A 23,475-nucleotide genomic window follows, 5' to 3' on the forward strand; every position below is an offset into this window, starting at 1 on the left:
AGCTGTTCGAGGACCTCCGCGCAGACGCCGAGGGCCAGCTTGGGCGCGGGCTCGCCGGGGAACGCGTCGTACACCGCGTCGAAGCCGGCCCCTCCTTCTCTCGTCATGCGTCACGTGCTGCCGTGCGGGCGCAGCGACGGCGGGGTCCGGATGCCGTGTTCGTGGCGCAGCGCGGAGAGCGCGGCCAGGTAGCCGGACATTCCGTGCACGCTGGGGCCCGGTGGCGTGGAGGCCGAGCACAGATACAGGCCGGGCACCGGGACCTTGTACGGGTCCCACTTCGCGGCGGGGCGCAGCAGCGATTGGCGCAGGGTCATGGCTCCGGCGCCGATGTCGCCGCCGACGTAGTTGGGGTTGTACGTCTCGTAATCGGCGGCGCTCACGCCGCGCGCGGCGACGACGGTGTCACCGAAGCCGGGTGCGTACTGCTCGATGCGGCGACGGACGAGGTCGACGGGGTCTCGCCGGTCGCCGTGCGGAACGTGGGCGTAGGCCCAGACGGGACGTCTGCCGCCGACCGCCCGACCGGGGTCGGTCGCGGCGGGATCGACGAGGAGCACGAACGGCTCGGGGTCCTGGGTGCCGCGTACGGCCGCGGATTCCGTACGGAACATGTCGGCGCGGGTGCCGCCGAGGTGGACGGTGCCCGCCCGGCCGGTCTCCGGGTCGGCCCACGGGATGGGTCCGGACACCAGGAAGTCGACCTTGGACGCCCCGGGCCCGTACCGGAAACGTTCCAGGGACCGGCGGTAGCGCGCGGGCAGTCGGTCACCGGCGATCTCCAGGAGCCCCTTGGGGCTGGTGTCGAGCAACACCAGGGGTACGTCTCCGAGTTCGCCGAGGTCCTTGATGGGTGTGCCGGTGTGGATGCGGCCGCCGTGCGCGGCGATGTCCGCGGCGAGGGCGTCGGCGATGCGGGCGCTGCCGCCCCTGGGCAGGGGCCATCCCGTGGTGTGCGCCAGGTGGCCCAGGAGCAGGGCGACGGCACCGGCGGCCAGCGAGGGGAGTCTGCCGACGGCGTGCGCGGCGACACCCGTGAGCAGGGCGCGAGCCCGTTCGGTGCGGAAAGGCAGCCTGGTGGCGTGGGCGAGGACCCTGGGCGCCAGGAGGAGCGGCGCCGCCAGGTCGTTCGGGATGCCGCGCTGGCCGGAGAGGATCAGGTCGACAACGCCCTGGCTGTGTGCGGCGAGCGGCGTCATGAGCCGCCGCCAGCGTTCGCCGTCCGCGCCGAGTCCGGCGCTCGTCTCGGCGAGGCCGCGGTGGGCGAGGACGGTGTCCTCGCCCAGCAGCGGATGGGCGTAGGGGATCTCCGGCTGGAGCAGGTCGACGCCGCGCGCGGGCAGGTCGAACTCCCGGAAGAACCGGGACGCGGCCGCCATGGGGTGCACTGCGGCACAGATGTCGTGCACGACGTCGGAGTCGAAGAGCGGCTCGGTGCGCAGACCGCCCCCGAGTGTGTCGTGCCCCTCGTACAGCTCGACGCTGAGCCCCGCCCGTAGAAGCGTCACAGCGGCGGCGAGCCCATTGGGGCCCGTACCGACGATCACCGCATCCGGCATGGGATGCCCCTCTTCCTGGTCTCACGGAAGGCTCGTACGGGAGTCTCCGTCGGTCACCTGCAGTGGATACAAGCAGCACTCGAAAGTCCTCGTCATGGTGCAGATCACATCGACAAGCGGAGTTGCCCGTTCTGAACGTCTGACATGCGTCACGGCTCCGACATGACGGATGCCACCCTGGTCCATGTCGCAGTTGCCGCCCTGACCTGCGAATTCGCCGCGGAGATCGGTGCCGCGGACGCTGCGGACGCAGAAGATGTGACGGACACCACGCCGGTCAGATCCAGCCTTGCCGACGCGCGACATGGGCGGCCTCATGCCGGTTCGCCGCCTCCAGCTTGCCGGCGATCTTCGAAAGGTAGTTGCGTACGGTCCCGGGCGACAGGACCGCGCGCCTTGCCACCGTGTCTATGGGCGCCCCGTCCGCCGAGAGCGCCAGGATGTCCGTCTCGCGCCGGGTCAGCGGGGACGCCCCCACCGACATCGCCTTGGCGGCCATCTCCGGATCGACATAGCGGGCGCCCCGATGAATCGTCCTGACGATGACGGCCAGTTCTCTCGCGGACGTCGTCTTCGGTACGAAACCCCAGGCTCCCGCCGACAGCGCCGAGGCGAGATATCCGGGCGCCGTGTGGGAGGTGACCACGACGCACCGTATGGAAGGCTGGGCGTGCCGCAGATCTCGGATGACGCTGATGCCGCCCTTGTCGGGCATGCTCAAGTCCAGTACGCAGACGTCCGGGACGAGCTTCCTCGCCATCTCGGACGCCGCCACCCCACCTGTCGCCTCACCGATCACTTCCAGGTCCTCCTCCGCCGCCAACAACGCGGACAGCGCCCCCAGGATCATCTTCTCGTCATCGGCCAGAAGAACTCGGATCCGCACGCCTCACACCTCTCGCGCAAGGGGAACAGTGACCAGGAGGCAGTAGGCGCCGTGCGGCTGAGTGCCGTGCTCCAGGCGTCCTCCCAGCGGTGTGACGCGCCGCCTCAGCCCGTTCATGCCCGTACCGAGCTCCGTTTCCTGGCCCTGCAGGTCACGCACGCCGTCGTTCTCCACCCGCAGGACGCACTCCCTCCCCTCCCCCACACCGGACAGGGCCAGCGTGATCGTGCAGGCAGTGGCCTCGGACGCGTGCCACACGACGTTCGTGGCCGCTTCCCGTACGGCCCAGCCGAGGACCTCCCGCACCTCGCGGGGCACGTGCGGGCCGCAGCCCTCGTCGATCACGTCGCACCGGATGCCGAAGGCCTGGAGCAGGGAGCGTGCGCCCTCCAGCTCGTCGTCGAGTGACGCGGTACGTACGGCGTTGACCACCGCCCGCAGCTCACTCTGTGACGCCCTCGCCAACACCTGCACCTCCTCCATTTCCCGCAACTCACCTGTACGGGCGACGAGTTCGGACTTCAGAGCGATGACGGCCAGGTGCCGCCCCAGCGTGTCGTGCAGATCGTGGGACATCCGCAGCCGCTCCTCGGCCACCGCGTGCAGGGCGGCCACGTCCGCGGCCGCCCCCAGCCGGGAGATGACGGAGACGGGTCGCATCACGCCGCGGACGGCGATGATGATGGTCAGGAAGATCCCCCCGGCGACCAGCGCCGAGGTCACCGGACCGGGGCTGACGGCGGCGGCCACCACGAGGCACGTGGAGCCGGTGACCAGTTGGACGCGCAGCGACAACTCGGCCGCCGCGACGGCCGCGGGCACGACGGCCATCGCGGAGAGCGGGACGACCTCCGCCCGCGTGAAGGCACCGGTGTAGGGGAGGAGCCAGAGGCCGGCCAACCAGACGAAGGTGGGGGCGAGCAGGGCGAGCGGTGGGACCGGGTAGCGGCTTCCGGTGCACACCGGACGCAGCAGAGCCCCCAGGTGAAGGGCGTACAGGACCGATACGAGCCCGAGGACGGGGTGTGGATCGGGCATTTCCGCGATCAGGACGAAGACCAGGAGGGGCACGGTCAGGCAGATGGTGAGTCCCCGCCGGGTGCGCCTCGCGAACCTTTCGGCATCCTGGCGTGTGGTGTGCCACTGCGTGGGTTCCAGCGGAGCCCGACGCGCATCCCGGTCAGGGAGCGGGGCGGGTGCGAAGGACGGGTACGGCCAGGACTCGGGCGTGGGGGGCAAGTCGAGCCTCACAAGGTAGGTGCATCACGCAGGTAGAATTCGGGCCTCGTCGGGCCGGCCGGCGCAAGGCGGTTGGCCGTTCACGTTCTTGAGGCAGGCGGGGAGATGGGGGCGCCCGACCCGCGGGGGCGCCAACCCCTCAGGTCGACTGATCAGCTCGGCCGCGAGGACGGAACGGGCCTCACCCTGACGGGCGGTGGCACATCCGGGGTCCGTGTTCCGCCCGGTCAGGAGCGCATCAGAGAGGGCACGCACCCGCTGAGGGGTCGGCATCCGGAGCCGACGTGATCAATGGCCCCCGCATGAGGGGCGCCTGCCGTGGGGGGCATCGCGACTCACGGACCATCGGGCCGGCGCAGTGGGCACGGGCGCCCGGCTCAGAGGGATTTCCGCGTCCGGGGCGAACACCCGCCGTGCGCACGGTCGTTGGAGGACGCCACGCCACGACGGGCCGTCACATCTCCCCTGCCGGGCGGCGCGGCGAGCCGCGGGCGCACCCGGGTGTCGGGCGGCGCGAGATGCGCGCCTCTCGGCACATGAAGCCGGTAAGTAGACATAAGAATCCCCCTGAACATGCCGTGCTGGAGGTGCATCCGCCCGATCTGCCGTTCGCACCGAATCCTCACTGGCCACGCTCACAAGTGTCAACTATTAATGGCACCCTCATGGAGCTCTCCAAGGCCCGCCCGGCATCGGGCAGTTCTTCCCGATAGGAGGGAGCCGCCATGTCAAGCGGTTGGAGGGCCTCTAGACTCCCCTGACCCCCCACGCCCTGGGCAGACAAGGAGCTTGGTTGTGAGTGACAGTGGTGACGAGCTGGCTCAGCGCGTGTCGGAGCGTCTGGAGCATCTGTTCCAGAACGTCGTACCCGCCCGGCTGGGCCGGCCATGGACGAATCAGGAAGTCTCCGAGGCCACGGGCGTGGCAGTGGCCCGGATCGCCGGCCTTCGCAGCGGGCGACCGCTCGAACCCCTGCACCGCGACCCTCCGCAGGAGCACATCTCCGCGCGCTTCACCGACCGCCTCAACCACCTGTTGGCACAGCGCGTCGACGAGCACGGGCAGCGCTATTCGCTGCGCGCGGCGGCCAGGGCCTCGGGGATGTCGTCGACGTATCTCGACAAGCTGCTGGAAGGCCACAGCCAGCCCACGCTGTCGAAGCTGGCGCCGCTGGCCGCCTTCCTCCGGGTCGGCATCGACGCCCTCCTGACCGATGATCTTGGCTCCATCGCCCACCACTTCGGCGTCCGCAGAGAAGCCCTCACCTACGACAGCAGCGAGCCGGTGGCCATCGAACTCGAGGACACCCTCAAGGCCCTGGCCGCCTACCGCCGCATCTCCCACAGTCCCGCCGCCGCGCAGGTCGCGTTCCGCATGGCCGGCCTTCCCCCGGGGCAGGCGTCAGAGGTCGCGGCCGCGATCGAGAGCCTGCTCGCGGACCCGCCCGCGCACGACACCGCCTCATAGCCCCGGCACCGCCGGCATCGCACTGGCAAACAGGCTGACCGGCCATAAAAGCCGTTCCCCGTGCCCAAGATTTCGCCCCCGTGCCTAAGTCCAGGCAAGTGGTCATAAGATCACTCGCACGTGGTCCTGACCAGACCACGAGCGTCCAGACACTACGGGGGGCACCATGCGAATCGGCCGTGAGCGGCGGCGCGCAATACGACTCATTCGGGAACTCGATCTCCCGGAATTGCCCGTGCTAAAGGATGTTGTCGATGCGGTGGCACGAGCACGGGACAGACCGGTCGAGGTCACCTATCGCCGGCTTCCCTCCGGTCTCAACGGATTCTGCGCGCAGTTGGCCCACCGCGATGTCATCGTCATCGGCGACAGTGCCTCACCTCTGAACAGAATCCTGACCGGTTGCCATGAGCTCGTGCACCTGTGGCGCGGACACACTCCTGAGCAAGGCGCCCTGTTCGACAGCGCCACCGTGCGCACGCTGCTGCCCGGGATCCGTCCGGACGTCGTCCGCGGGGTCCTCATGGGGCGCTCCCACTACGGGTCTCCGCTGGAACGGGAGGCGGAGGTGGTGGCCACCCAGTTGGTCACCATGCTGGATCTGCGGGCGGATCAGATCGGCAACGCTCGGCTCGCGGCCTCTTTGGCCCATCGCAGAACCGGTGTCTGATGACGGTCCTCAACACCGTCTACGTCACCCTCTACTTTCTCCTCAGTGGCCTGTCGGTCATGACGGCGGCCAGCAAGATGCTCGCGCTGCGCAACCACGCCTCCCGCTCGCTGAGCGTCCTCGCCTGGGGAACCCTGCTGGCTGCCGGTTCCTTTCTGCTCATGTACCCGGCCGTCTACCGCCGGCTCGGAGCCGTCTCCGGCATCCCCACGCTCGCCACCCTGCTGATCTACCTGTGCATCTTCGGCTTCGCCATCAACTCGCACGTTCTGGTGCGGCTCTGGAGTCAGGACCACGACGGCTTCCCCCGCCCAAGGCCGCGCCGACCGGTGCGCCCGGCCACGCTGTACCCGCCGCTCGGCATCGCCATGGCCGCGCTCTACTTCATGGTTGCCTTCCGATACCCGCGGGACTTGGGGGCGGAGCGCATCACCGTCGACACCCACCCCCTGGTGGTGTGCTTCTTCGCCACCACCTGGGTGGCCATCGCCGCTCCCCTCCTTGCCACCGCCCACCACTGCAGCAAGATCCGCCAGGTCCGCCAGGTCCGCCAGTACGAGCGTCCCTCCATCAACCGCGGCCTGCGCGCGGTTCAGATCGGGGCGCTCCTCCTGGGTTCCTCGTTCGCGCTCAAGCTCCCGCCGCTGACGGCCAGTTCCTTCGGCGCCCACCACATCGACGTACTCCACCTCGGCGCGCCCCTCCTGAGCGGCGCCGGCACCCTTCTCATGCAGTACGGCTACCTGGCACCAGCGCTGGACGCCTGGATCGAGGAGCGCCGCGACTTCCGCACACTGCACCCCCTGTGGGAACTGACCATGCAGGCCGGCGATCCACGCCTGGCACTCGCTCCCCCAGGCCCCCTCACGGAGAAGCTCGCCCTCAACGTCACGAAGTGGTATCTGCCCCGCCGCATCATGGAGATCTCCGACGCCATCCACGCCCTCCACCCCTGGATGCGACCCGGGCCCGCGGAGCGCGTCCTGCGGTCGGCTCCCTCCACCACCGCCCAGCCGGACCTCACCGCCGCATGCGCGGCCGCCATGCTCATCGATGCCATCACCCGCAAACGGCAGGGCGTTCCACCCCGGCCTGCCACCCCCACGGCTCCCCTGCCCTCGGTCCCACCGGCGGAGGAACGAGCCCACCTGGTCCGCGTGGCCACCGCACTCCAGCACCCCGACGGCCGGTGGTCACTTCGGTCCGCCGGCCGGCAGCCCGCGCCGTAGCCGCCGCTCATGCACGAGGCGGCCCACCAGCGCCCCGCCGTAGACGACGAAGCCCACCCCCACCAGCCAGGACTGCAGGATCAGCACGGTGCCGAACGGGCCGTACGTCACCGCGCTCGACGCGATCAGCGGAGAGAAGACGAACTGCGAGAAGATCCGCAGCCCGAGCAGCCCCAAGGCGGTCGCGGCGGCCCCGGGGGCCAGGGCACGCCAGCGGATACGGCCGCAGAGGAGCATCCGCTGCGACCACCAGAAGAAGAGGAACACCCCGATGGTGTCGGCCGCGGCGACGAGGGCGGTCTCGGCGGCGGACGACTCCTCCGGTGAGGGCGTGGTGACGAAGAGCAGCAGAACGAAGACCAGCACGGCCAGCCAGACGACGTGGCGCCACATGGTGTGCCAGCGTGCCGACGGCAGGTCCCAGACGCGTTCGTAGCCGGTCTGTACGGCTGATCCGAAGGTCACGCCGAACGCCGCGAGGGCGGCGAGGCCGAGCGCCGTGGTCCGCCGCAACGCCTGTCCCGGAGCGCCGAAGAGTCTTTCGATCTCCTCCTCCGGCACCTCGGACACCCCGAGCCCCTGCACCAGCCATCGGGCGAAGCCCTCTCCCCTCCCGAGGTCGGCCGCGGCGACGACGACCAGGAGGGGCACGAGGGTGAGGAAGCTGAGCGCCGCGAAGCCCATGGCTCGGTGCATCAGCTCCATCTCACGGCCGCGGTTCCAGACCAGCCCGACGAGCGGGGAGGTCAGCAGGCGGCGATGGAGGCGCGGGGGCCGGTTCCTGTGGTGCGCGGAGGCGCCGTGGTCCGGCGGCTCACCAGGTGCTGGGGGCATGTCCGATCGCATTCCCGCAATCGCCGCGGAGCCCGTCCCGCGTTCCGCCGAACGGGCCCCTGGCCGAGGCGTCCGCCGTCCCCCGTCCAGGCGTACGCGCTCGCCCGGAACACCTGGATCACTTGCATTACCCCTGGTCGTCCCATAGTCCCCCGTGGCGGCGATGCGCCGGTGTGAGCCCTTGCGTGAAGTACTTGTCGTAGTACTCGTTCTCCACGTGGTGGGCCTGCAGCCAGACTCCGGGGACGTGGATCGCGTCCGTGTGTGCGGGGAAGCGGCGGTGGGTGCGCAGGATGTACGTGCAGATGTCGCGGGCGCACTCGATCACCCGCTCCTCGTACTCGCTCGCCTCGGCGAGGTAGCGCCGGCCGTAGTCCTCCCGGTAGATGCGGGTGAAGACGTCCTTGTCGCCGTAGACGCCTCCCGGGCCGAACTTCTCGTGGATCACCGCGTCCACCGCGTCGGACATCGACGCGAAGGCGGGTGGGCAGGTCGCGGAGATCAGTTGCTCGCCGTCCGGCGCCTTCAGGCCCACCGGATGTGAGCGCACGTTGGCGTACTTGGGGAGCGGGATGTGCCAGCGCCACACGTCGGCGGGGCGCCAGCGCGGGGTGACGAAGGTGAAGCCGAGCATCCTGCCGTAGGCGCGGGAGAACTTCGGGTCTCCCAGGGCGATCTGGGGGTTGATGGAGGCATGGATCCAGGCGCCGAGGCCCATCGCGTCCGCGACGAGCATCAGGTTCTGGAGCAGCAGGTCCGCCTCGATCTGGGTGCGGAGCGGGCCAAGGGCACCCAGCGGCAGCTTCAGCTTCTCGTTCAGGAAGCCGTTCTTGATCCACTTCTTCACGCCCGCGGGACGGTAGAAGTTCCGGTCGTCCACCAGCGTGGGCCGTGCCCCGTCCGGCTGGGTGAGCAGGTACATCAGGGCGTTGATGTACTGGTGGGACAGGTCCACCACCGGGAAGAGCACCGTCGTGCCCGGCAGGTTGGACAGGAAGCGGTTCGAGTCCAGGTAGGCCGGGAAGTCCCGCATGCCCTCCGCCACGTCCAGACGGTGGTCGAGGACCTTGACCTTGGCTTCCCGTGCGCGGGCCGTCAGTGTCGCGTCGTCGAAGGGTTCCTCCGGTGCCGGCGGCAGCTTCCTCAGGTAGTACGTGCCGGTGTCGTTGATCAGGAAGAAGTGCGTGCCCTGCGCGTTGTCGGGGCTGCCCGCGGTGCGCCCCGCCATGGTCAGGTTCGGCTTCGCCATGATCGGTTTGCCGTTGCGCGGGTCCTCGAAGGGGCGGTCGGGCATGGTCAGACCCGTGCAGCCGGTGAGGGCTATCAGGACCGCTTCCTCCAGCTCGGTCAGCGGCTGCGGGGGGTCCTTGGAGACGTAACTCATCGATCCGGCGGGGACGGTGGCGCCGCGGCTCACCCGGTGGGTGCGGCGGCGCCAGACCGTCTCCAGGAGGGGGCGTACGAAGAGGTCGGCGAGCCCGGGGTGGTGGCCGTTCTCCCGGCCGCCGGATCCGGCCTCACTCGGTGGCATCGCTGCCTCCGTCCCGCACCGGCTTGACCTGCCGCCACGGCGCGAACGCGCTCGCGTCCCGCGGCAGCAGACCCGAGAGCTCCGGGGCGTGCCGCTGGATCACGGACTTCATGCCGCTCTTCTCGACCCATTCGATGCCGAGCGGCGTGTAGATCTCGGGGCGGTAGTCGACGGTCAGGAAGCGGTCGCTCTGCAGGCGCCGCGTGGCCATCAGGATGAAGACGCGGAAGGCGGTGTCGCTGAAGCCGAAGCCGGTGGGCGGGTTCTCGGCGAACAGGCCGACCACGGTGTCGATCTCGTCGACGGAGCTGTAGACGTCCTTGAGGCGCGCGACGGTCTCGGGATCCTGGCTCAGCTCCTCGAAGCGGCGGATGCGCGGCTTGTGCAGACCCGCGCGGAAGTCGTTGTAGCGCGGCACGCCCCGCCTGCGGGTCCGGACGAGGTCGACGACCGACAGGTCGATGATCTCGCCGTCGCGCTCGAAGCGCTGCAGTGCGCGCGGGAAGTTGTTCAGGGTGATCGCGCCGGGGTGGGCGATGCCCAGCGAGTAGAGGGTGTCGGCCAGGCCCGTCTTGCGGATGGCGGCCTCCGCCGCGCCGCCCTGGATGTCCTGGAAGGTCAGGCTCTCCAGACGCTGCCCGAAGTGGTGCTCGCGCATCACGTAGTCGTCGGGGATCAGCGGGTGCATCCGGTAGACGGTGACGAAGTCCTCGGTGAGGGAGTACGGCGCCGCGTGGTGGTCCGGCAGCGTCTTGGGGATGCCGGTCAGCGAGTGGGATTCCAGGAGCCACAGGCCGAGTTTGTTCAGCCAGTTGTCCGGCGGGCCCTCCCAGTTGGTGCGCAGGCCGAGGTCCATGGCTTCGGTGGCGAGGATCGCCGGTGTCCACTCCACCGTGTGGATCTTGGCGATGAGGGCGGAGACGACCAGACGCGCCGTGTGGTAGATGCTGTCCTCGCTCATCGCGGGGTACTCGCGGCGCAGGGCCGCGCAGACGGCGTTGTGTTCGCGGGCGAAGAGGGTGTGCATCGCGCTGAGGCCGAGCCACCAGCTCTCGTTGAAGCCGGTGAGCGGGATGCCGTTCTGGCCGGTGGGCAGGTGGCCGTCCTCCAGGCGCAGGTCGGCGCTGCCGCCCGCCTCGCGCAGGAACTTCGCGGTCCGCTCGTCCGCGCCGTACACCTCGGAACCGTCCCACCAGTGGGACGCGGTGTTGGCGAAGAGGATCGGCGGCTGGTTGCCGGGGAGCTGGACGCCCTCGTCCTCGGCGAAGCGCATGACGTTCTCGGGCGGCCCGCCGGGGGTGTTGTGCCAGGTGCTGCCGGGCGGCAGCGGGACTTCGACGGCCTTGCCGCCGACGGGGTGGCGGCGGTGGTTGACCCAGTCGTGGACCTGGAACTGGATCCAGGCGGCGGCCAGGATGTTGAGCGAGGTCGCGGGCACGAAGGTGTCGCGCTGCAAGAGCGTGCGGCTGACGGTGACCGGGTTCGGGGTGTCGAAGAGGTCGGGCCGGTAGTCCGGCTTGAGATTGCGTCCGAAGGCCGCGCCCACGGCGCCCATGGAGGGCGCGGAGAGGTCGTTGTACGTCCCGTCGTACGACCGGGCCGTGCGCAGCCGCTCGTCGACCGGCGGCGGCACGCGGACGGCCTTCGGGGGCGCCTCGTGGACGTCGGTGTCGATGAGGTTGAGGCGCCGGAGCGCCTTGCGCAGGAAGACCAGGTTCAGCAGGCTCGCCGTCAACGGCAGCCTGTGCCACGGCACATAGCGGTTGAGGGCGGCGAAGAACCTGCCGACCGGGATACCGAGGACGGTGTTGCGCAGCGGCTCCTCGGTGGTGAAGCGCAGGCCTTGGCGGTGGGCCGCGCTCGCTTCGTACGCGGCCTTGCGGGCGCGGTTGAGATTGCCGAGGGGGCGGAACTCGTCGGTGGTGTACCAGGGGTTGAAGGCGAGCTCCTCGACCCGGCCCGCCGCCGCCTGCGCCTCTGCGGTGGCCACGTCCTGGCTGGGCACGGTGAGGCGGGCGACGGGCACCGCGGGCGCGACGGTGTCCTTCCACTCCACGGAGCCGTCCTCGATGGGCGTGCGCTGCTCGTCCACGTACCGCTGCACGCACAGGTCGAAGGCGACGTCGGACGTGATGAGGCGGTGTGCGAGCTCGCGGTGCAGGAAGCCGGGGTCGCGGCGCTCGGGCTTCGGCTCGGGGGCGCTGCCCACGACGGGGCGCAGGAGGTAGCGGACGGGGCCCGCGTCGCCCCAGAGGATGGCGCCGCGGCTCCAGTACGTCTCCTTGGCGAGGCTGTCGACCTTGTGCCGGGTGGCGGCCTGGATGTTGCGCCGCATCCGGGTGGCGGTGGAGAGACCGACGGCCAGCGGGAGTTTCACGAACAGGCCGAAGGCCTTCTGCAGCGTGGTGTTCGCGCCCGCCATGGCCTTGGCGAAGGCCACGAACTCGCGGGCGTCGCGGGCGTGCGACACCGGGAAGTTGGTGGCCATCAGGTCGTGGCTCTCCTCGGCGGACACCGTCACGCGCAGGGCGACACCGCGCAGATCGGCCACGGCGTCGGGCTGCCGGGTGCCGCTGGCGTTGGAGAGCCGCACGGTCGCCGCGTACTCGGCCCCCGGCTGGGCGAAGCCGCCGCGCAGGGCCTCGGGGAGGTCCTGGCGGAAGGTGAGGCGGGCGTTCTCCACGCCGAGCGCGGGTTTCGCGTGCTGGGTGCGCGCGAGGGAACCGGCGTCGCTGGTGCGCCGGTTCTTCGCCTGGATCTTCATGATCTCGTGGGCCAGGCGCTCGAAGAGGCGGTGCTCCGCCTCGGGGCTGCCGCCCACGTATCGCTCGTAGGTCTGCTCGTACTGTCCGGTGTCGGCCATCAGGCGCTTCCTTCGCAGCAGGCGTACGGGACGGGGCTGGGACAGGACCTGGAGCCCTGTGCGACGACAGGGCTCTAGGACGCTACTGGCGGCACCGGACGGCCACAGCGCGGGTTCCCGCCTATGTGCTGGGCACGGTCCGGGCGTCGAACAGGCAGACGGGCGGCGGTATTTGGGCATGTCGGGCGCCCGGGGGCGGGCGTGGGACGCGGCGCGGGTGATCGTCCGGCTGCCCCTCTGGGGACTTCTCTCACAGCGACCCCAGGAGCGGGGCACGCCGGTGGCCGGTCGTGATGGGTGGGCGCGCGCCTCGCGGGCCGTACGCAGGCGGGCCTGCCGCTAGTCGATGAACGCTCCGTCGACGTACACCCAGGCCCCGTCGAGGCGCTCGAAGCGGCTCCGCTCGTGCAGCGCGTCGGGGCGGCCACCGTCGGTGTAGCGGGCCCGGAACTCGACCGTGCCGGTGGTGTGGAACGCCGTCCCGTCGGTCGTGTCCAGGATCTCCAGGCCGACCCAGCGCATGCCCGGGTCGAACTCGACGCGGGGCGGCCGGGTACGGGGGTGCCAGGTGCGCAGGAGGTACGCCTCGTCCCGGACGGCGAAGGCGCAGTACCGGGAGCGCATCAGCTCCTCGGGAACGGCTGCGACGGCTTCACCCTTGTGCAGCCGTCCGCAGCACTTCTCGTACGGCTCGGGGTGGCCGCAGGGGCACGTGGTCTGGGAGTGGGGGGCACGTCGGGACATGCCGACCATTGTCCCCGACGCTACGGGGCGAGAATGTCCAGCTCGTGCAGTGCTCCCACCGCGATCTCCCGCGTCAGCTCCTCCGCGCGCGCCGGATCGCCCTCCCGCACCGCCTCCGCGAGCCTGACGTGCAGGGTGACCGCCGCCGGGTCCGGGTCCTCGAACATGACCTGGTGGTGGGTGCGGCCCGCCAGGACCTCCGCGACGACGTCGCCGAGGCGGGCGAACATTTCGTTGCCCGACGCGTTCAGGATGATCCGGTGGAAGTTGATGTCGTGGAAGAGGTAGCCCTCGAGCTGCTGGCCCCGCGAGGTGGCGACCATGCCGAGGGCGCATTCGGTGAGGGCCGCGCACTGTTCGGGGGTGGCGTGCTGGGCGGCGAGCCCGGCGGCTGCCGGTTCGATCGCCGAGCGCAGGACCGTGAGGGAGCGCAGCTGGCGCGGCCGGTCCGCGCCGGCCAGACGCCACCGGATGACCTGGGGGTCGTAGACGTTCCACTCCGCGGTGGGCCGTACCGTCACGCCGACCCGGCGCCGGGACTCGACCAGGTGCATCGACTCCAGGACCCGCACCGCTTCGCGCACGACGGAGCGTGACACCTCGAAGCGCTGGGCCAGCTCGTCCGTGCGCAACACGCTGCCCGGCGGGTACTCGCCCCCGGTGATGGCGGGCCCGAGGCTTTCCAGTACGCGAGCGTGCAGCCCACGGGCCTGATCGGTCATGTCGTCAGGGTATGTGGGGAACCTCGGGAACAAAAAGTCAGACTTTTGTGTCACAGACTCTTGAATTTGTCAGACCTAATGGGTTTCAGTGACGTGAACGAGCCACGGGTCTCCCCCGTCCCGTGGCTCGTTCCGGACCGATGGCTCGTTTCGGACCGATGTCGAAGAAGACAGCGAGGCAGGACAGCGATGAGCACCCCCCACGTCGTCGTAGTGATGGGCGTGGCAGGAACCGGTAAGACAACGATCGGCCCCCTGCTCGCGGCACAGCTCGGCGTTCCCTACGCCGAGGGCGACGACTTCCACCCCCCGGCGAACATCGCCAAGATGTCGGCCGGGACCCCGCTGACCGACGACGACCGCTGGCCGTGGCTCGACGCCATCGGTGCCTGGGCCCACAGCAGGGCCGGACTCGGCGGTGTGGTCAGCAGCTCGGCGCTCAAGCGCAGCTATCGCGACCGGCTGCGGGCCGCGGCCCCCGGCGTCGACAGCCTCGTCTTCGTACACCTCACCGGTGACCGGGCCCTCATCGAGGACCGGATGTCGCACCGTCAGGGCCACTTCATGCCCACGGCCCTGCTCGACTCGCAGTTCGCCACGTTGCAGCCGCTCGGCGCGGACGAGGCGGGCGTCGCCGTCGACGTCACCGGCACTCCCGAAGAGATCAGCGAGCGGGCCTTCGGGGCGCTCAGCCGACTCGACCAGTAGTCCCCCTGTCCCCGCTCCCCTCCCCTGACGTACAAGGAAGACACCGTGCCCAGTCTCAGCGTTGAGATGCTGGCAGCGGACGCCGTCGAGCCGATCACCTCCGCTGGCCATGCCCAGCTGGGTATCGCCGTCCTCGCGGGCATCGCCGTCATCGTCCTGCTCATCACGAAGTTCAAGCTGCACGCGTTCCTGGCCCTGACCATCGGTTCGCTCGCCCTCGGTGCCTTCGCCGGCGCCCCGCTCGACAAGGCGATCGCCAGCTTCACCGCGGGTCTCGGCTCGACGGTCGCGGGTGTGGGTGTGCTGATCGCGCTCGGCGCGATCCTGGGCAAGCTGCTCGCCGACTCCGGCGGCGCGGACCAGATCGTCGACACGATCCTCGCCAAGGCGGGCGGGCGCTCGATGCCGTGGGCGATGGTCCTGATCGCCTCGGTGATCGGTCTTCCGCTCTTCTTCGAGGTCGGCATCGTGCTGCTGATCCCGGTCGTCCTGATGGTGGCCAAGCGCGGCAGCTACTCGCTGATGCGGATCGGCATCCCGGCCCTGGCCGGCCTGTCCGTGATGCACGGCCTCATCCCGCCGCACCCCGGCCCGCTGGTCGCGATCGACGCGGTGGACGCGAACCTCGGCATCACGCTGGCGCTCGGCGTGCTCGTCGCCATCCCGACGGTGATCATCGCCGGACCCGTCTTCTCGAAGTACGCGGCGAAGTGGGTGGACGTCCCCGCCCCCGAGAAGATGATGCCGCAGCGTCCTTCGGAGGACCTGGAGAAGCGTCCCGGGTTCGGTGTGACGGTCGCGACCGTGCTGCTGCCCGTCGTGATGATGCTGGCCAAGGCCCTGGTCGACATCATCGTCGACAACCCCGAGCACACCGTGCAGCGCGTCTTCGACGTCGTCGGTTCCCCGCTGATCGCGCTGCTCGCCGCGGTGATCGTCGGCATGTTCACCCTGGGCCGTGCGGCCGGCTTCACGAAGGACCGCCTCTCGACGACGGTCGAGAAGTCGCTCGCGCCCATCGCCGGCGTGCTGATGATCGTCGGCGCGGGTGGCGGCTTCAAGCAGACCCTCATCGACTCGGGCGTCGGCAAGATGGTCCTCGAGATCTCCAAGGACTGGTCGATCCCGGCACTGCTGCTCGCGTGGCTGATCGCCGTGGTGATCCGTCTCGCCACGGGTTCGGCGACGGTGGCCACCATTTCGGCGGCGGGCCTGGTGGCACCGCTGGCCGCGGACATGTCCGACACGCACACGGCGCTGCTCGTGCTGGCCATCGGAGCGGGTTCGCTCTTCTTCTCGCACGTGAACGACGCGGGATTCTGGCTGGTGAAGGAGTACTTCGGGATGAGCGTCGGGCAGACGATCAAGACCTGGTCGGTCATGGAGACGATCATCTCCGTGGTGGCCGGCGGGTTCGTGCTGCTGCTGTCGCTCGTGTTGTAGCCGGGCTCACCAAGAGGTCTCGTACGAGCGCCGGCCGGGCTGGGGATCCAGCCCGGCCAGCGCTCGTACGACGCCTACCTCCGCCACAGCGAGTGCTTCCGCCGCGCCCACCCCGCGTCCACCGACCCCGTCCGCATCCCCCGCCGCGCCTCCGGGTCCGCCCACGCCATCCCCACATGCCCGGCGATCACCACGCCGAGTGCCAGGGCCAGCCAGTCGTGGACGAACGTGCTCCCCGTACGCCAGGCCAGCGGGGTGAGGTGCGTGAACCACATCAGCAGACCCGTGCCCAGCATCACCAGGACCGCCCCTGCCAGCCAGCCCGCGTACAGCTTCTGGCCCGCGTTGAACTTCCCCGCCTGCCGACGCGCGGTGCCACGTCGCAGCCAGGCCCGGTCGTGCGGCCCGAAGCGGTTCAGGAGACGCAGGTCGCCGCGGAAGGCGCGAGAGGCGAGACCCGCCGAGAAGGGGGCCACAAGCAGCAGGCCCGACCATTCGTGGACGGTCACCACCAGCGCGCGGCGCCCCACGAGCTCGGCCAGTTGCGGAAGGTACAGGCACGCCGCGCTCGCGACGCAGACCCCTATGAGGAGGGCCGTCACCCGGTGCACCCACCGCTGCGCCGGGCTGAACCTCCGTACGCGTGCCGTCACTTCAGGCCGTGGGCTCGTCGTCCCTGCCATTCGAATCACCCACCCACGCGTCGACGTCGTAGCCCCGCTTCTCCCAGTAGCCCGGCCGCACCTCGTCCGTGAGCGTGATCCCGGAGAGCCACTTCGCCGACTTGTAGAAGTACATCGGGGCGACGTAGAGGCGGGCCGGGCCGCCGTGGCTGTGGCCCAGGTCCTTGCCCTGCATGCGCAGCGCCACCATGACGTCGGCCCGCCGGGCCTGCTTCAGGGTCAGACTTTCGCTGTACGTCCCGTCGAAGCAGGTGAAGCGGACGGCGCGGGCGGTGGGGCGCACCCCTGCCGCCTCGAGGAGGCGCGAGAGGCGCACTCCCTCAAAGGGCGTGCTCAACACTCGCCAGCCCGTCACGCACTGGACGTCGCGCACCAGGCGGGTCTGCGGCAGGGCGCGCAGCTCGGCCAGTGTGTACGCCGTGGGGCGGTCCACCAGACCGTCGAGCTTCAGGCGGTACGTGGACGCGCTCTTGTGCGGGACCGAGGAGGCCACCGAGTAGTAGCGGAATCCGCCGCCGTTGGGGAGCAGGTCCGTCAGGCCCGTGGGGTCCTTGTCGGACGCGGCGCCCAGGAAGGATTCCAGGCCCCGCTGGAGCTGTGGCGCGGCGGCCACCCCCGCGACGCCGAGGCCGAGCATGCCGAGGACCAGACGGCGGCCGACCGGTGTCCCGGCGCCACCGTCCTCTTCGGGCGGGTGCGGAAGGGGAGTTGTCACCCTCCGATTCGAGCACCCGCGGACCCCCGGGTACAGGGGCCGCGGGTGTCCGTCAGCGTTTCGTCACACCTGGGCGCGCGGCTACTCGCCCGGCGTCTTCGCCGCCTTCTCCAGCTGGAACGCCTCGTTGCCCAGACCGATCCGCGCGTGCGCCTCGGGCTTGGTGGAGCGCAGGAACAGGCCGTAGGCCACACCGATGAGGGCGGCGAGCAGGATGATGCCGGGCAGCACCCAGCTGAGCGCCGAGCCGGAGTCCGCGCCGACCAGGACGTCGAAGTCCTTGACGGTGTAGCCCGCGATGACGAGCAGGCCGACCGCGGCGAGCGCGGATGCGGTGATGCGCCAGGCCTGGGCGCGCGCGGCGCCACGTCGTACGAAGAACACGATGACCGCGACGGACGCGGTGGCCATCAGGAGGATGACGCCGAGGGCGCCGATGTTGCCGCCCCAGGTGAACAGGTGCAGGACCGGGGCGGTCGGGTCGCCGAACGCGCCGTCGTCGGTGACCGCGAAGGCCACCACGATCAGCGCGGAGATGGCCGTCTGGAGCAGGGAGCCGGTGCCGGGGGCGCCGGTCGAGGTGTTGGTTCTGCCGAACGCGGCAGGCAGCAGACCCTCGCGGCCCATGGCGAAGGCGTAGCGCGCGACCACGTTGTGGAAGGAGAGGATCGCCGCGAACATGCCGGTCACGAAGAGGACGTGGAGTACGTCGGTGAAGGTGCCGCCGAGCCGGGACTCGGTGAGCCCGAAGAGCAGCCCCGCGCTCTGTTCCTGTGCGGCGGGGACGATGCCGGAGGGGCCCGCGGCGACCGTGAGCGCCCAGGAGCTGATCGCGAAGAAGATCGCGACGAAGCCGACGGCGAAGAACATCACGCGGGCGACGACGACCTGCGGGCGGTCGGTCTCCTCCGCGTACACGGGTGCCTGCTCGAAGCCGGTGAAGGCGGCGATGCAGAAGCAGAGCGAGGTGGCGACGCCCGCGCCCGTGAGGGTGTCGGGGTTGAACGCGTGCAGGGACAGGCCCTCCTTGGCCGGGTCCGCGATGGCCGCGATGTCGAAGATGACGACGAGCGCCACCTCGATGAGCAGCAGCACGCCGAGCACGCGCGCGTTCAGGTCGATCTTCAGCCAGGCGAGCACCGCGACGACGGCGACGGTGACGAGTGCCGGTATCCACCAGGCGACTTCGACGTCGAAGTAGGTGTGGAGGAGTCCGGACACCTCGAAGCCGAGGAGGCCGTAGAGCCCTGTCTGCAGGACGCTGTAGGCGACGAGCGCGACCAGCGAGGCACCCGCGCCCGCGGTGCCGCCGAGGCCCCGCGATATGTACGCGTAGAAGGCGCCCGCGTTGTGGACGTGCCGGCTCATCTCGGCGTACCCGAAGCTGAACAGACCGAGGACCACGCCGAGGATGAGGAAGAGCAGCGGCTGCCCGACCACGCCCATCACACCGTATGTGGTGGGCATGACACCGGCGACGACCATGAGCGGCCCGGTCGCCGCGAGCACCGACAGGAGGAGGCCCGCCGTGCCGAGCCGGCCGGCGCGCAGTGCCGTCTCCTGACCCTTGTACGTGCTGATCTTGCCGCCGCCGGCAGCGCTCTCGGCGGCTCCGCTCGCGGGTCTCGTGTCGCTCGTGCTGCTCGAACTGCCCGTCGCCATGGCGCGGTTGTCCTTTCGAATCGGCCGGTTGGTGCGGTGGGTCAGGCGGATCCGAGCGCGGCGCTGCGCGCGGCGGTGAACGCCTTGTAGGGGTCCCGGTCCGGGTACGACCAGGGGGCTCGGGTCGCGTGCCGCCCGATGCGGTGGAAGAGGGCGGCCGCCTCGGCCGCCCGGCCCTCGCAGAACTTGGCGTGGGCGAGGAAGTTGAGGTCGACATGGCTGCGCGGGTGGGTCGCGCTGGTGGGCATCTGCCACTCCAGCCACCAGTCGAAGGCGGCCTTCATGACCTGCCGGGCCCGGCGTCCCGTCCAGTGTTCGGAGGCCGCCGGGTTCACGGGCTCGCTGCCGGCGGCGGCGAGCACGCGGTAGCGCTCGGCGTGCGCGATGACGGGCAGGACCGCCAACGGCGAGTCGTCGGGCGCCTGTTCGGCAGCCCAGGCGGCGAAGTCGTACACCTCGTGCAGCGGGTCCTGGCCCGCGGCGGGGCGTCGCTCGGCGAGCCTGGCCACCATCAGGTGGTGGGCGTGGTGGTGCTCGGGGTGCCGGTGCCGGACCTCGTCGAAGAGCCGGACGACGTCTTCCTCGCGGCCAAGGGATCGCTCGAGGGTGAGCAGCGCGAGCCACGGCGTGGGGTCGGCGGGAAGCAGTGCGGCCACTTCACGGCAGGCTTCCCGCGCCTTCTCGGAGCGCCCCTTGCCGCGCAGCGCGAGGTGCACGGACGCGTAGGCGAGCAGCACGAGGACATCGGTGCTCTCCGGCTCGGCCAGCCGCCAGTCACGGGCCCAGGCGGTGGTGGTGTGCTCCTGTGCGAGCACGTCGAACCGGTGGCCCCTGCGGTCCCAGTCGTCGCCGGTGGCGGCGAGCAGCGCGCGGACCTCGGTCCAGCGGCCCTGGGCCAAGGCGGCGCGGGCGTCGGCGAGTTCGGTGTCGTCGAGTGCGGAGTCGAAGGCGTAGGCCGCTCGCTTGCGGGAACGGCCCAAGGGGGGTGGGGGTGGTGACACCGCGGGACTTCCTCCCCGGCGCGGCTCGCGTACGGATGATCACGCACAGCAAAGCGGTAGGCAGCCCTCCAGTCAAGGTCTGCCCGACCCGGGGCCCTTCACCAACTCGTTTCAAAATCCTCAGACTTCACCCCCGACCTGCGGAGTTGACCGGTAGGACACGATTCGGACAAGCGGCCACGATCACGCCACGACGCACCGAACGCGCCCGTCAGCTCACCGACTTGGCGGCCGCCCGGCCCGCCGTGCGCCCCGAGAAGAGACAGCCGCCGAGGAAGGTGCCTTCCAGCGAGCGGTAGCCGTGCACTCCCCCGCCGCCGAACCCGGCGGCCTCTCCCGCCGCGTACACGCCGGGCAGCGGTTCGCCGCCCTGGGCAAGGACCCGCGAGGAGAGGTCGGTCTCCAGGCCGCCGAGGGTCTTGCGGGTGAGGATGTTGAGCCGCACCGCGACGAGGGGGCCCGCCTTGGGGTCGAGGATGCGGTGCGGGGCGGCGGCGCGGATGAGGCGGTCGCCGAGGAACTTGCGGGCACCGCGGATGGCGGTGACCTGGAGGTCCTTGGTGAAGGGGTTGGCGATCTCGCGGTCGCGCGCGGCGATCGTGCGGTGCAGCGCGGCCTCGTCGATGAGGGGTTCCTTGGTGAGCGCGTTCATGCCGCGCACGAGGGAGGAGAGGTCCCTCTCCACGACGAAGTCGGCGCCGTTGTCCATGAACGCCTTGACCGGGGCGGCCACGTCGGCGCGCGCACGGTCGATGACGCCGCGCACGGACTTGCCGGTGAGGTCCGGGTTCTGTTCCGAGCCGCTGAGCGTGAACTCCTTGCCGATGATGCGCTGGTTGAGCACGAACCACGTGTATTCGTACCCGGACTTCATGATGTGTTCGAGCGTGCCGAGGGTGTCGAAGCCGGGGAAGAGCGGCACGGGAAGGCGGTCGCCGCGCGCGTCGAGCCAGAGCGACGAGGGGCCGGGCAGGATGCGGATGCCGTGGTTGTCCCAGATGGGGTTCCAGTTCTGGATGCCCTCGGTGTAGTGCCACATACGGTCACGGTTGATGAGGCGCGCGCCTGCCTGTTCGGTGATGCCGAGCATCCGCCCGTCGACGTGCGCGGGCACGCCGGCGACCATCCGCTCCGGCGGAGTGCCGAGCCGTTCGGGCCAGTTGGCGCGTACGAGGTCGTGGTTGCCGCCGATACCACCGGAGGTGACGATCACCGCCTGGGCCCGGAACTCGAAGGACCCGGTGACCTCACGGCTGCTGGCCTTGCCGCGCACGGCGTCGGAGGGTTCGAGTACCTCGCCGGTGACCGTGTCGACGCTGCCCGCGCTGCGCGAGAGGCCGGAGACCCGGTGGCGGAACTTCAGCTGGACGAGGCCGCGGGCGACGCCTTCGCGGACGCGGCGCTCGAAGGGGGCGACGAGACCGGGCCCGGTGCCCCAGGTGATGTGGAAGCGGGGCACGGAGTTGCCGTGTCCCTGCGCGTCATAGCCGCCGCGCTCGGCCCAGCCCACCACGGGGAAGAACCGCACGCCCTGCCCGTGCAGCCAGGGCCGCTTCTCGCCCGCGGCGAAGTCCACGTACGCCTCGGCCCATTGGCGGGGCCAGTGGTCCTCGTGGCGGTCGAAGGCTGCCGTGCCCATCCAGTCCTGGAGGGCCAGGGCGTGGGAGTCCTTGATGCGGAGCCTGCGCTGCTCCGGGGAGTCGACGAAGAAGAGCCCGCCGAAGGACCAGTGCGCCTGGCCGCCGAGCGACTGCTCGGGCTCCTGGTCGACGAGGATGACCCGGCGGCCCGCGTCGACGAGTTCCGCGGTGGCGGCGAGGCCCGCGAGGCCCGCGCCGATCACGATGACGTCTGCGTCGTAGGCCATCCGGGGGTTCCTCCTAAGCAGGGGCTTACTGGTGAGTCAGATCCTGGGCAGCGAAGTGACCGGCGTCAACCGTCCTGCTCGGGTGACTCATAGGGCGGTGCACCGCGGGGAGGACCACCGTCGTCGGCCGAGTACGCGCCAAACCCCGCTTTCCGGCCTGCTGGCCCGCCGGCCCGCCTCCCGTCTGCTGCCTCGGCCGCGGGGCGGGCACACCGAGGCCGACCCGCTGGCGCTGGGGCCGACTACGGTCCGCCTCGTGCCGGTGGAGTCTCTGGCTGATGAACAGGCTGAGGCGTACGGGAAGTCCGCAGAGGAGGCGACCCGCTCCGAGGCCCCCTAGTCCGTGCTGTGCGGCGCCAGCCGCCTTGTGATCCGGTCGAACAGCTCCGTCAGCGGCTCGCCGAGGTCCCGGCCGAACTCGGTCAGCCCGTAGGTGACCTGGGGCGGCGTCGTCGGCTCGACCTTCCGCCAGACCAGGCCGTCCTGGACCAGCGCGCGCAGGGTCTGGGCGAGCATCTTCTCGCTGACGCCCTGGATGCTCTCGCGCAGTTCGTAGAACCGCAGGTCGTTGCTCCGCAAAGAGATCAGCACCCAGATGCCCCACCTGCTGGTCACATGGTCGACCACATCACGTGCGGGGCAGCCCGTGTGAAACACGTCATACCGCTCGCCCGCCTCGGTCCGTGTGAACTGCGCGCTTCCCGCCATGTGATGAGCTTACCTGGAGGTACGCCCTTACTAAAAGTTAGCCCTTGCTCCAGCGTGAAGGCCACAGAGCACGAACACCTGACGAGGAGCGATCATGATCGTAGTAACTGGGGCTACCGGAAACATCGGCCGTCCGTTGACGCAGGCGCTGGCCGATGCGGGCCAGCAGGTGACGGCAGTGTCACGGCACTCGGCGGCGGTGCCGAACGGCGTCCGCCACGTGACGGCCGACCTGGCCGAGCCGGCCAGCCTCAAGCCCGCGCTGGTCGGGGCGAAGGCGCTGTTCCTGCTGCTCTCCGGCGACCTGCACGCCACCGGAGCCAACCCTGCCGACATCATCAGGGAGGCCGCGGCCGGCGGGGTCCGCCGGGTCGTCCTGCTCTCCACGCTGGGCGTGGTGACCAGGCCCTCCGGCCAGACACGGATCGCGATGCGGGCACTGGAAGACATGCTGCGGGAGTCCGGTCTGGAGTGGACCATCCTGCGGCCGGGCGGCTTCGCCTCCAACGCCCTGTGGTGGGCCGAGTCCGTCCGCGCGCAACAGCTCGTCGCCGCGCCGTTCGGTGACATCGGGGTGCCGATCATCGACCCGGCGGACATCGCCGCGGTCGCGGCAGCCAGCCTGCTGGAGGACCGGCACGCCGGCGGCGTCTACGAGCTGACCGGCCCGGAGGTGATCACTCCGCGCCAGCAGGCGGAGGCCATCGCCGCCGCGCTGGGCTCGCCGGTGAAATTCCACGAGCTCACCCGCGAGGAGGCCAAGGCGGCCATGTCCCAGAGCATGCCGGGGGAGCTCGCCGACGACACCCTGGACATCCTCGGCTCCCCGAGCCCGGCCGAGCTGCGCGTCAGCCCGGACGTCCAGCAGGTCCTCGGCCGCGCCCCGCACCCCTTCGCCGACTGGGCCGCCCGCAATGTCGCCGCGTTCCGCTGAGACTGGTCGG

At 70.5% G+C, this 23,475-nt stretch carries 21 protein-coding genes; 6 read left to right on the forward strand and 15 right to left on the reverse strand.

Annotated features, from left to right (window positions below; genetic code table 11):
• The 4 genes from AB0I94_RS25620 to AB0I94_RS25635 form a co-directional block, all read right to left on the reverse strand.
• The coding region (locus AB0I94_RS25620) for a tetratricopeptide repeat protein (RefSeq protein ID WP_363312140.1) at positions 1-107 on the reverse strand (107 nt) is incomplete at its 3' end.
• Between the two features lie 3 nt (positions 108-110).
• The gene (locus AB0I94_RS25625; RefSeq protein ID WP_363311989.1) at positions 111-1,559 is read right to left on the reverse strand and encodes an NAD(P)/FAD-dependent oxidoreductase; all 1,449 of its coding nucleotides are present in this window, start codon (positions 1,557-1,559) and stop codon (positions 111-113) included.
• Between the two features lie 277 nt (positions 1,560-1,836).
• On the reverse strand, positions 1,837-2,445 hold the full coding sequence (locus AB0I94_RS25630; protein WP_363311990.1) for a response regulator transcription factor: 609 nt from the start codon (positions 2,443-2,445) through the stop codon (positions 1,837-1,839).
• 3 nt (positions 2,446-2,448) lie between these two features.
• Positions 2,449-3,516 carry a histidine kinase gene (locus AB0I94_RS25635; RefSeq protein WP_363311991.1) on the reverse strand — a complete coding sequence of 356 codons (1,068 nt, stop codon included), beginning with the start codon at positions 3,514-3,516 and terminating at the stop codon, positions 2,449-2,451.
• A gap of 963 nt (positions 3,517-4,479) precedes the next feature.
• Here AB0I94_RS25635 and AB0I94_RS25640 point away from each other — a divergent pair.
• The 3 genes from AB0I94_RS25640 (at position 4,480) to AB0I94_RS25650 (ending at position 7,050) form a co-directional block, all read left to right on the forward strand.
• Positions 4,480-5,151: a helix-turn-helix transcriptional regulator gene (locus AB0I94_RS25640; protein ID WP_363311992.1), complete on the forward strand. Its 672-nt coding sequence runs from the start codon at positions 4,480-4,482 to the stop codon at positions 5,149-5,151.
• A 166-nt stretch (positions 5,152-5,317) separates the two neighbouring features.
• Complete coding sequence (locus tag AB0I94_RS25645) at positions 5,318-5,821, forward strand: hypothetical protein (protein WP_363311993.1); 504 nt, start codon at positions 5,318-5,320, stop codon at positions 5,819-5,821.
• On the forward strand, positions 5,821-7,050 hold the full coding sequence (locus tag AB0I94_RS25650; protein WP_363311995.1) for an MAB_1171c family putative transporter: 1,230 nt from the start codon (positions 5,821-5,823) through the stop codon (positions 7,048-7,050). Before AB0I94_RS25645 ends, AB0I94_RS25650 begins: the two co-directional genes overlap by 1 nt.
• On the opposite strand, the gene AB0I94_RS25655 is transcribed toward AB0I94_RS25650, so the two are convergent.
• From AB0I94_RS25655 to AB0I94_RS25675, 5 genes are all read right to left on the reverse strand, one after another.
• A complete protein-coding gene (locus tag AB0I94_RS25655; RefSeq protein WP_363311996.1) occupies positions 7,015-7,884 on the reverse strand; it encodes a YhjD/YihY/BrkB family envelope integrity protein in 870 nt (289 codons plus the stop codon). The two genes, AB0I94_RS25650 and AB0I94_RS25655, sit on opposite strands and share 36 nt — an antisense overlap.
• A 127-nt stretch (positions 7,885-8,011) precedes the next feature.
• Entirely contained in the window at positions 8,012-9,415 is a 1,404-nt protein-coding gene (locus tag AB0I94_RS25660; RefSeq protein WP_363311997.1) for a hypothetical protein, read from the reverse strand.
• A complete protein-coding gene (locus AB0I94_RS25665; RefSeq protein WP_363311998.1) occupies positions 9,402-12,278 on the reverse strand; it encodes a peroxidase family protein in 2,877 nt (958 codons plus the stop codon). The genes AB0I94_RS25660 and AB0I94_RS25665 overlap by 14 nt, the downstream gene beginning before the upstream one ends.
• Positions 12,279-12,617: 339 nt before the next feature.
• Positions 12,618-13,022, reverse strand: a complete 405-nt coding sequence (locus AB0I94_RS25670; RefSeq protein ID WP_363311999.1) for a YchJ family protein — start codon at positions 13,020-13,022, stop codon at positions 12,618-12,620.
• A gap of 20 nt (positions 13,023-13,042) precedes the next feature.
• Positions 13,043-13,744, reverse strand: a complete 702-nt coding sequence (locus AB0I94_RS25675) for an FCD domain-containing protein (protein WP_363312000.1) — start codon at positions 13,742-13,744, stop codon at positions 13,043-13,045.
• Positions 13,745-13,933: 189 nt separating this feature from the next.
• On the opposite strand from AB0I94_RS25675, the gene AB0I94_RS25680 reads away from it, so the two are divergent.
• Both AB0I94_RS25680 and AB0I94_RS25685 read left to right on the forward strand, forming a co-directional pair.
• Positions 13,934-14,452: a gluconokinase gene (locus AB0I94_RS25680; protein WP_363312001.1), complete on the forward strand. Its 519-nt coding sequence runs from the start codon at positions 13,934-13,936 to the stop codon at positions 14,450-14,452.
• A gap of 45 nt (positions 14,453-14,497) precedes the next feature.
• Positions 14,498-15,895 (forward strand): gluconate:H+ symporter, encoded by a 1,398-nt coding sequence (locus tag AB0I94_RS25685; protein ID WP_363312002.1) that lies wholly within the window; start codon positions 14,498-14,500, stop codon positions 15,893-15,895.
• Positions 15,896-15,969: 74 nt separating this feature from the next.
• Here the strand turns inward: AB0I94_RS25685 and AB0I94_RS25690 are convergent, their stop codons facing one another.
• The 6 genes from AB0I94_RS25690 to AB0I94_RS25715 form a co-directional block, all read right to left on the reverse strand.
• A complete protein-coding gene (locus AB0I94_RS25690; RefSeq protein WP_363312003.1) occupies positions 15,970-16,578 on the reverse strand; it encodes a cytochrome b/b6 domain-containing protein in 609 nt (202 codons plus the stop codon).
• Entirely contained in the window at positions 16,550-17,215 is a 666-nt protein-coding gene (locus tag AB0I94_RS25695; protein ID WP_363312141.1) for a molybdopterin-dependent oxidoreductase, read from the reverse strand. Before AB0I94_RS25695 ends, AB0I94_RS25690 begins: the two co-directional genes overlap by 29 nt.
• 159 nt (positions 17,216-17,374) lie before the next feature.
• Positions 17,375-18,955 (reverse strand): APC family permease, encoded by a 1,581-nt coding sequence (locus tag AB0I94_RS25700; RefSeq protein ID WP_363312004.1) that lies wholly within the window; start codon positions 18,953-18,955, stop codon positions 17,375-17,377.
• A 41-nt stretch (positions 18,956-18,996) separates the two neighbouring features.
• Positions 18,997-19,956, reverse strand: coding sequence for a hypothetical protein (locus tag AB0I94_RS25705; protein WP_363312005.1), 960 nt, complete (start codon positions 19,954-19,956; stop codon positions 18,997-18,999).
• Positions 19,957-20,167: 211 nt separating this feature from the next.
• Positions 20,168-21,823 carry an FAD-binding dehydrogenase gene (locus AB0I94_RS25710; protein WP_363312006.1) on the reverse strand — a complete coding sequence of 552 codons (1,656 nt, stop codon included), beginning with the start codon at positions 21,821-21,823 and terminating at the stop codon, positions 20,168-20,170.
• A 336-nt stretch (positions 21,824-22,159) separates the two neighbouring features.
• Positions 22,160-22,531 (reverse strand): helix-turn-helix domain-containing protein, encoded by a 372-nt coding sequence (locus AB0I94_RS25715; protein WP_363312007.1) that lies wholly within the window; start codon positions 22,529-22,531, stop codon positions 22,160-22,162.
• Positions 22,532-22,625: 94 nt separating this feature from the next.
• Here AB0I94_RS25715 and AB0I94_RS25720 point away from each other — a divergent pair, with 94 nt between their 5' ends.
• Positions 22,626-23,465 (forward strand): NAD(P)H-binding protein, encoded by an 840-nt coding sequence (locus tag AB0I94_RS25720; protein WP_363312008.1) that lies wholly within the window; start codon positions 22,626-22,628, stop codon positions 23,463-23,465.
• The last annotated feature ends 10 nt before the right edge of the window (positions 23,466-23,475 follow it).

The sequence above is a fragment of the Streptomyces sp. NPDC050147 genome (genome assembly GCF_040660195.1).
GTDB lineage: Bacteria > Actinomycetota > Actinomycetes > Streptomycetales > Streptomycetaceae > Streptomyces.

What these genes read in the sequence shown, in the direction of transcription:
- AB0I94_RS25700 (WP_363312004.1), bottom strand. Translation starts at nt 18,955, where the DNA reads ATGGCGACGGGCAGTTCGAGCAGCACGAGCGACACGAGACCCGCGAGC.
- AB0I94_RS25690 (WP_363312003.1), bottom strand. Translation starts at nt 16,578, where the DNA reads ATGGCAGGGACGACGAGCCCACGGCCTGAAGTGACGGCACGCGTACGG.
- AB0I94_RS25680 (WP_363312001.1), top strand. Translation starts at nt 13,934, where the DNA reads ATGAGCACCCCCCACGTCGTCGTAGTGATGGGCGTGGCAGGAACCGGT.
- AB0I94_RS25710 (WP_363312006.1), bottom strand. Translation starts at nt 21,823, where the DNA reads ATGGCCTACGACGCAGACGTCATCGTGATCGGCGCGGGCCTCGCGGGC.
- AB0I94_RS25715 (WP_363312007.1), bottom strand. Translation starts at nt 22,531, where the DNA reads ATGGCGGGAAGCGCGCAGTTCACACGGACCGAGGCGGGCGAGCGGTAT.
- AB0I94_RS25625 (WP_363311989.1), bottom strand. Translation starts at nt 1,559, where the DNA reads ATGCCGGATGCGGTGATCGTCGGTACGGGCCCCAATGGGCTCGCCGCC.
- AB0I94_RS25665 (WP_363311998.1), bottom strand. Translation starts at nt 12,278, where the DNA reads ATGGCCGACACCGGACAGTACGAGCAGACCTACGAGCGATACGTGGGC.
- AB0I94_RS25720 (WP_363312008.1), top strand. Translation starts at nt 22,626, where the DNA reads ATGATCGTAGTAACTGGGGCTACCGGAAACATCGGCCGTCCGTTGACG.
- AB0I94_RS25670 (WP_363311999.1), bottom strand. Translation starts at nt 13,022, where the DNA reads ATGTCCCGACGTGCCCCCCACTCCCAGACCACGTGCCCCTGCGGCCAC.
- AB0I94_RS25695 (WP_363312141.1), bottom strand. Translation starts at nt 17,215, where the DNA reads ATGCTCGGCCTCGGCGTCGCGGGGGTGGCCGCCGCGCCACAGCTCCAG.
- AB0I94_RS25675 (WP_363312000.1), bottom strand. Translation starts at nt 13,744, where the DNA reads ATGACCGATCAGGCCCGTGGGCTGCACGCTCGCGTACTGGAAAGCCTC.
- AB0I94_RS25660 (WP_363311997.1), bottom strand. Translation starts at nt 9,415, where the DNA reads ATGCCACCGAGTGAGGCCGGATCCGGCGGCCGGGAGAACGGCCACCAC.
- AB0I94_RS25645 (WP_363311993.1), top strand. Translation starts at nt 5,318, where the DNA reads ATGCGAATCGGCCGTGAGCGGCGGCGCGCAATACGACTCATTCGGGAA.
- AB0I94_RS25655 (WP_363311996.1), bottom strand. Translation starts at nt 7,884, where the DNA reads ATGCCCCCAGCACCTGGTGAGCCGCCGGACCACGGCGCCTCCGCGCAC.
- AB0I94_RS25650 (WP_363311995.1), top strand. Translation starts at nt 5,821, where the DNA reads ATGACGGTCCTCAACACCGTCTACGTCACCCTCTACTTTCTCCTCAGT.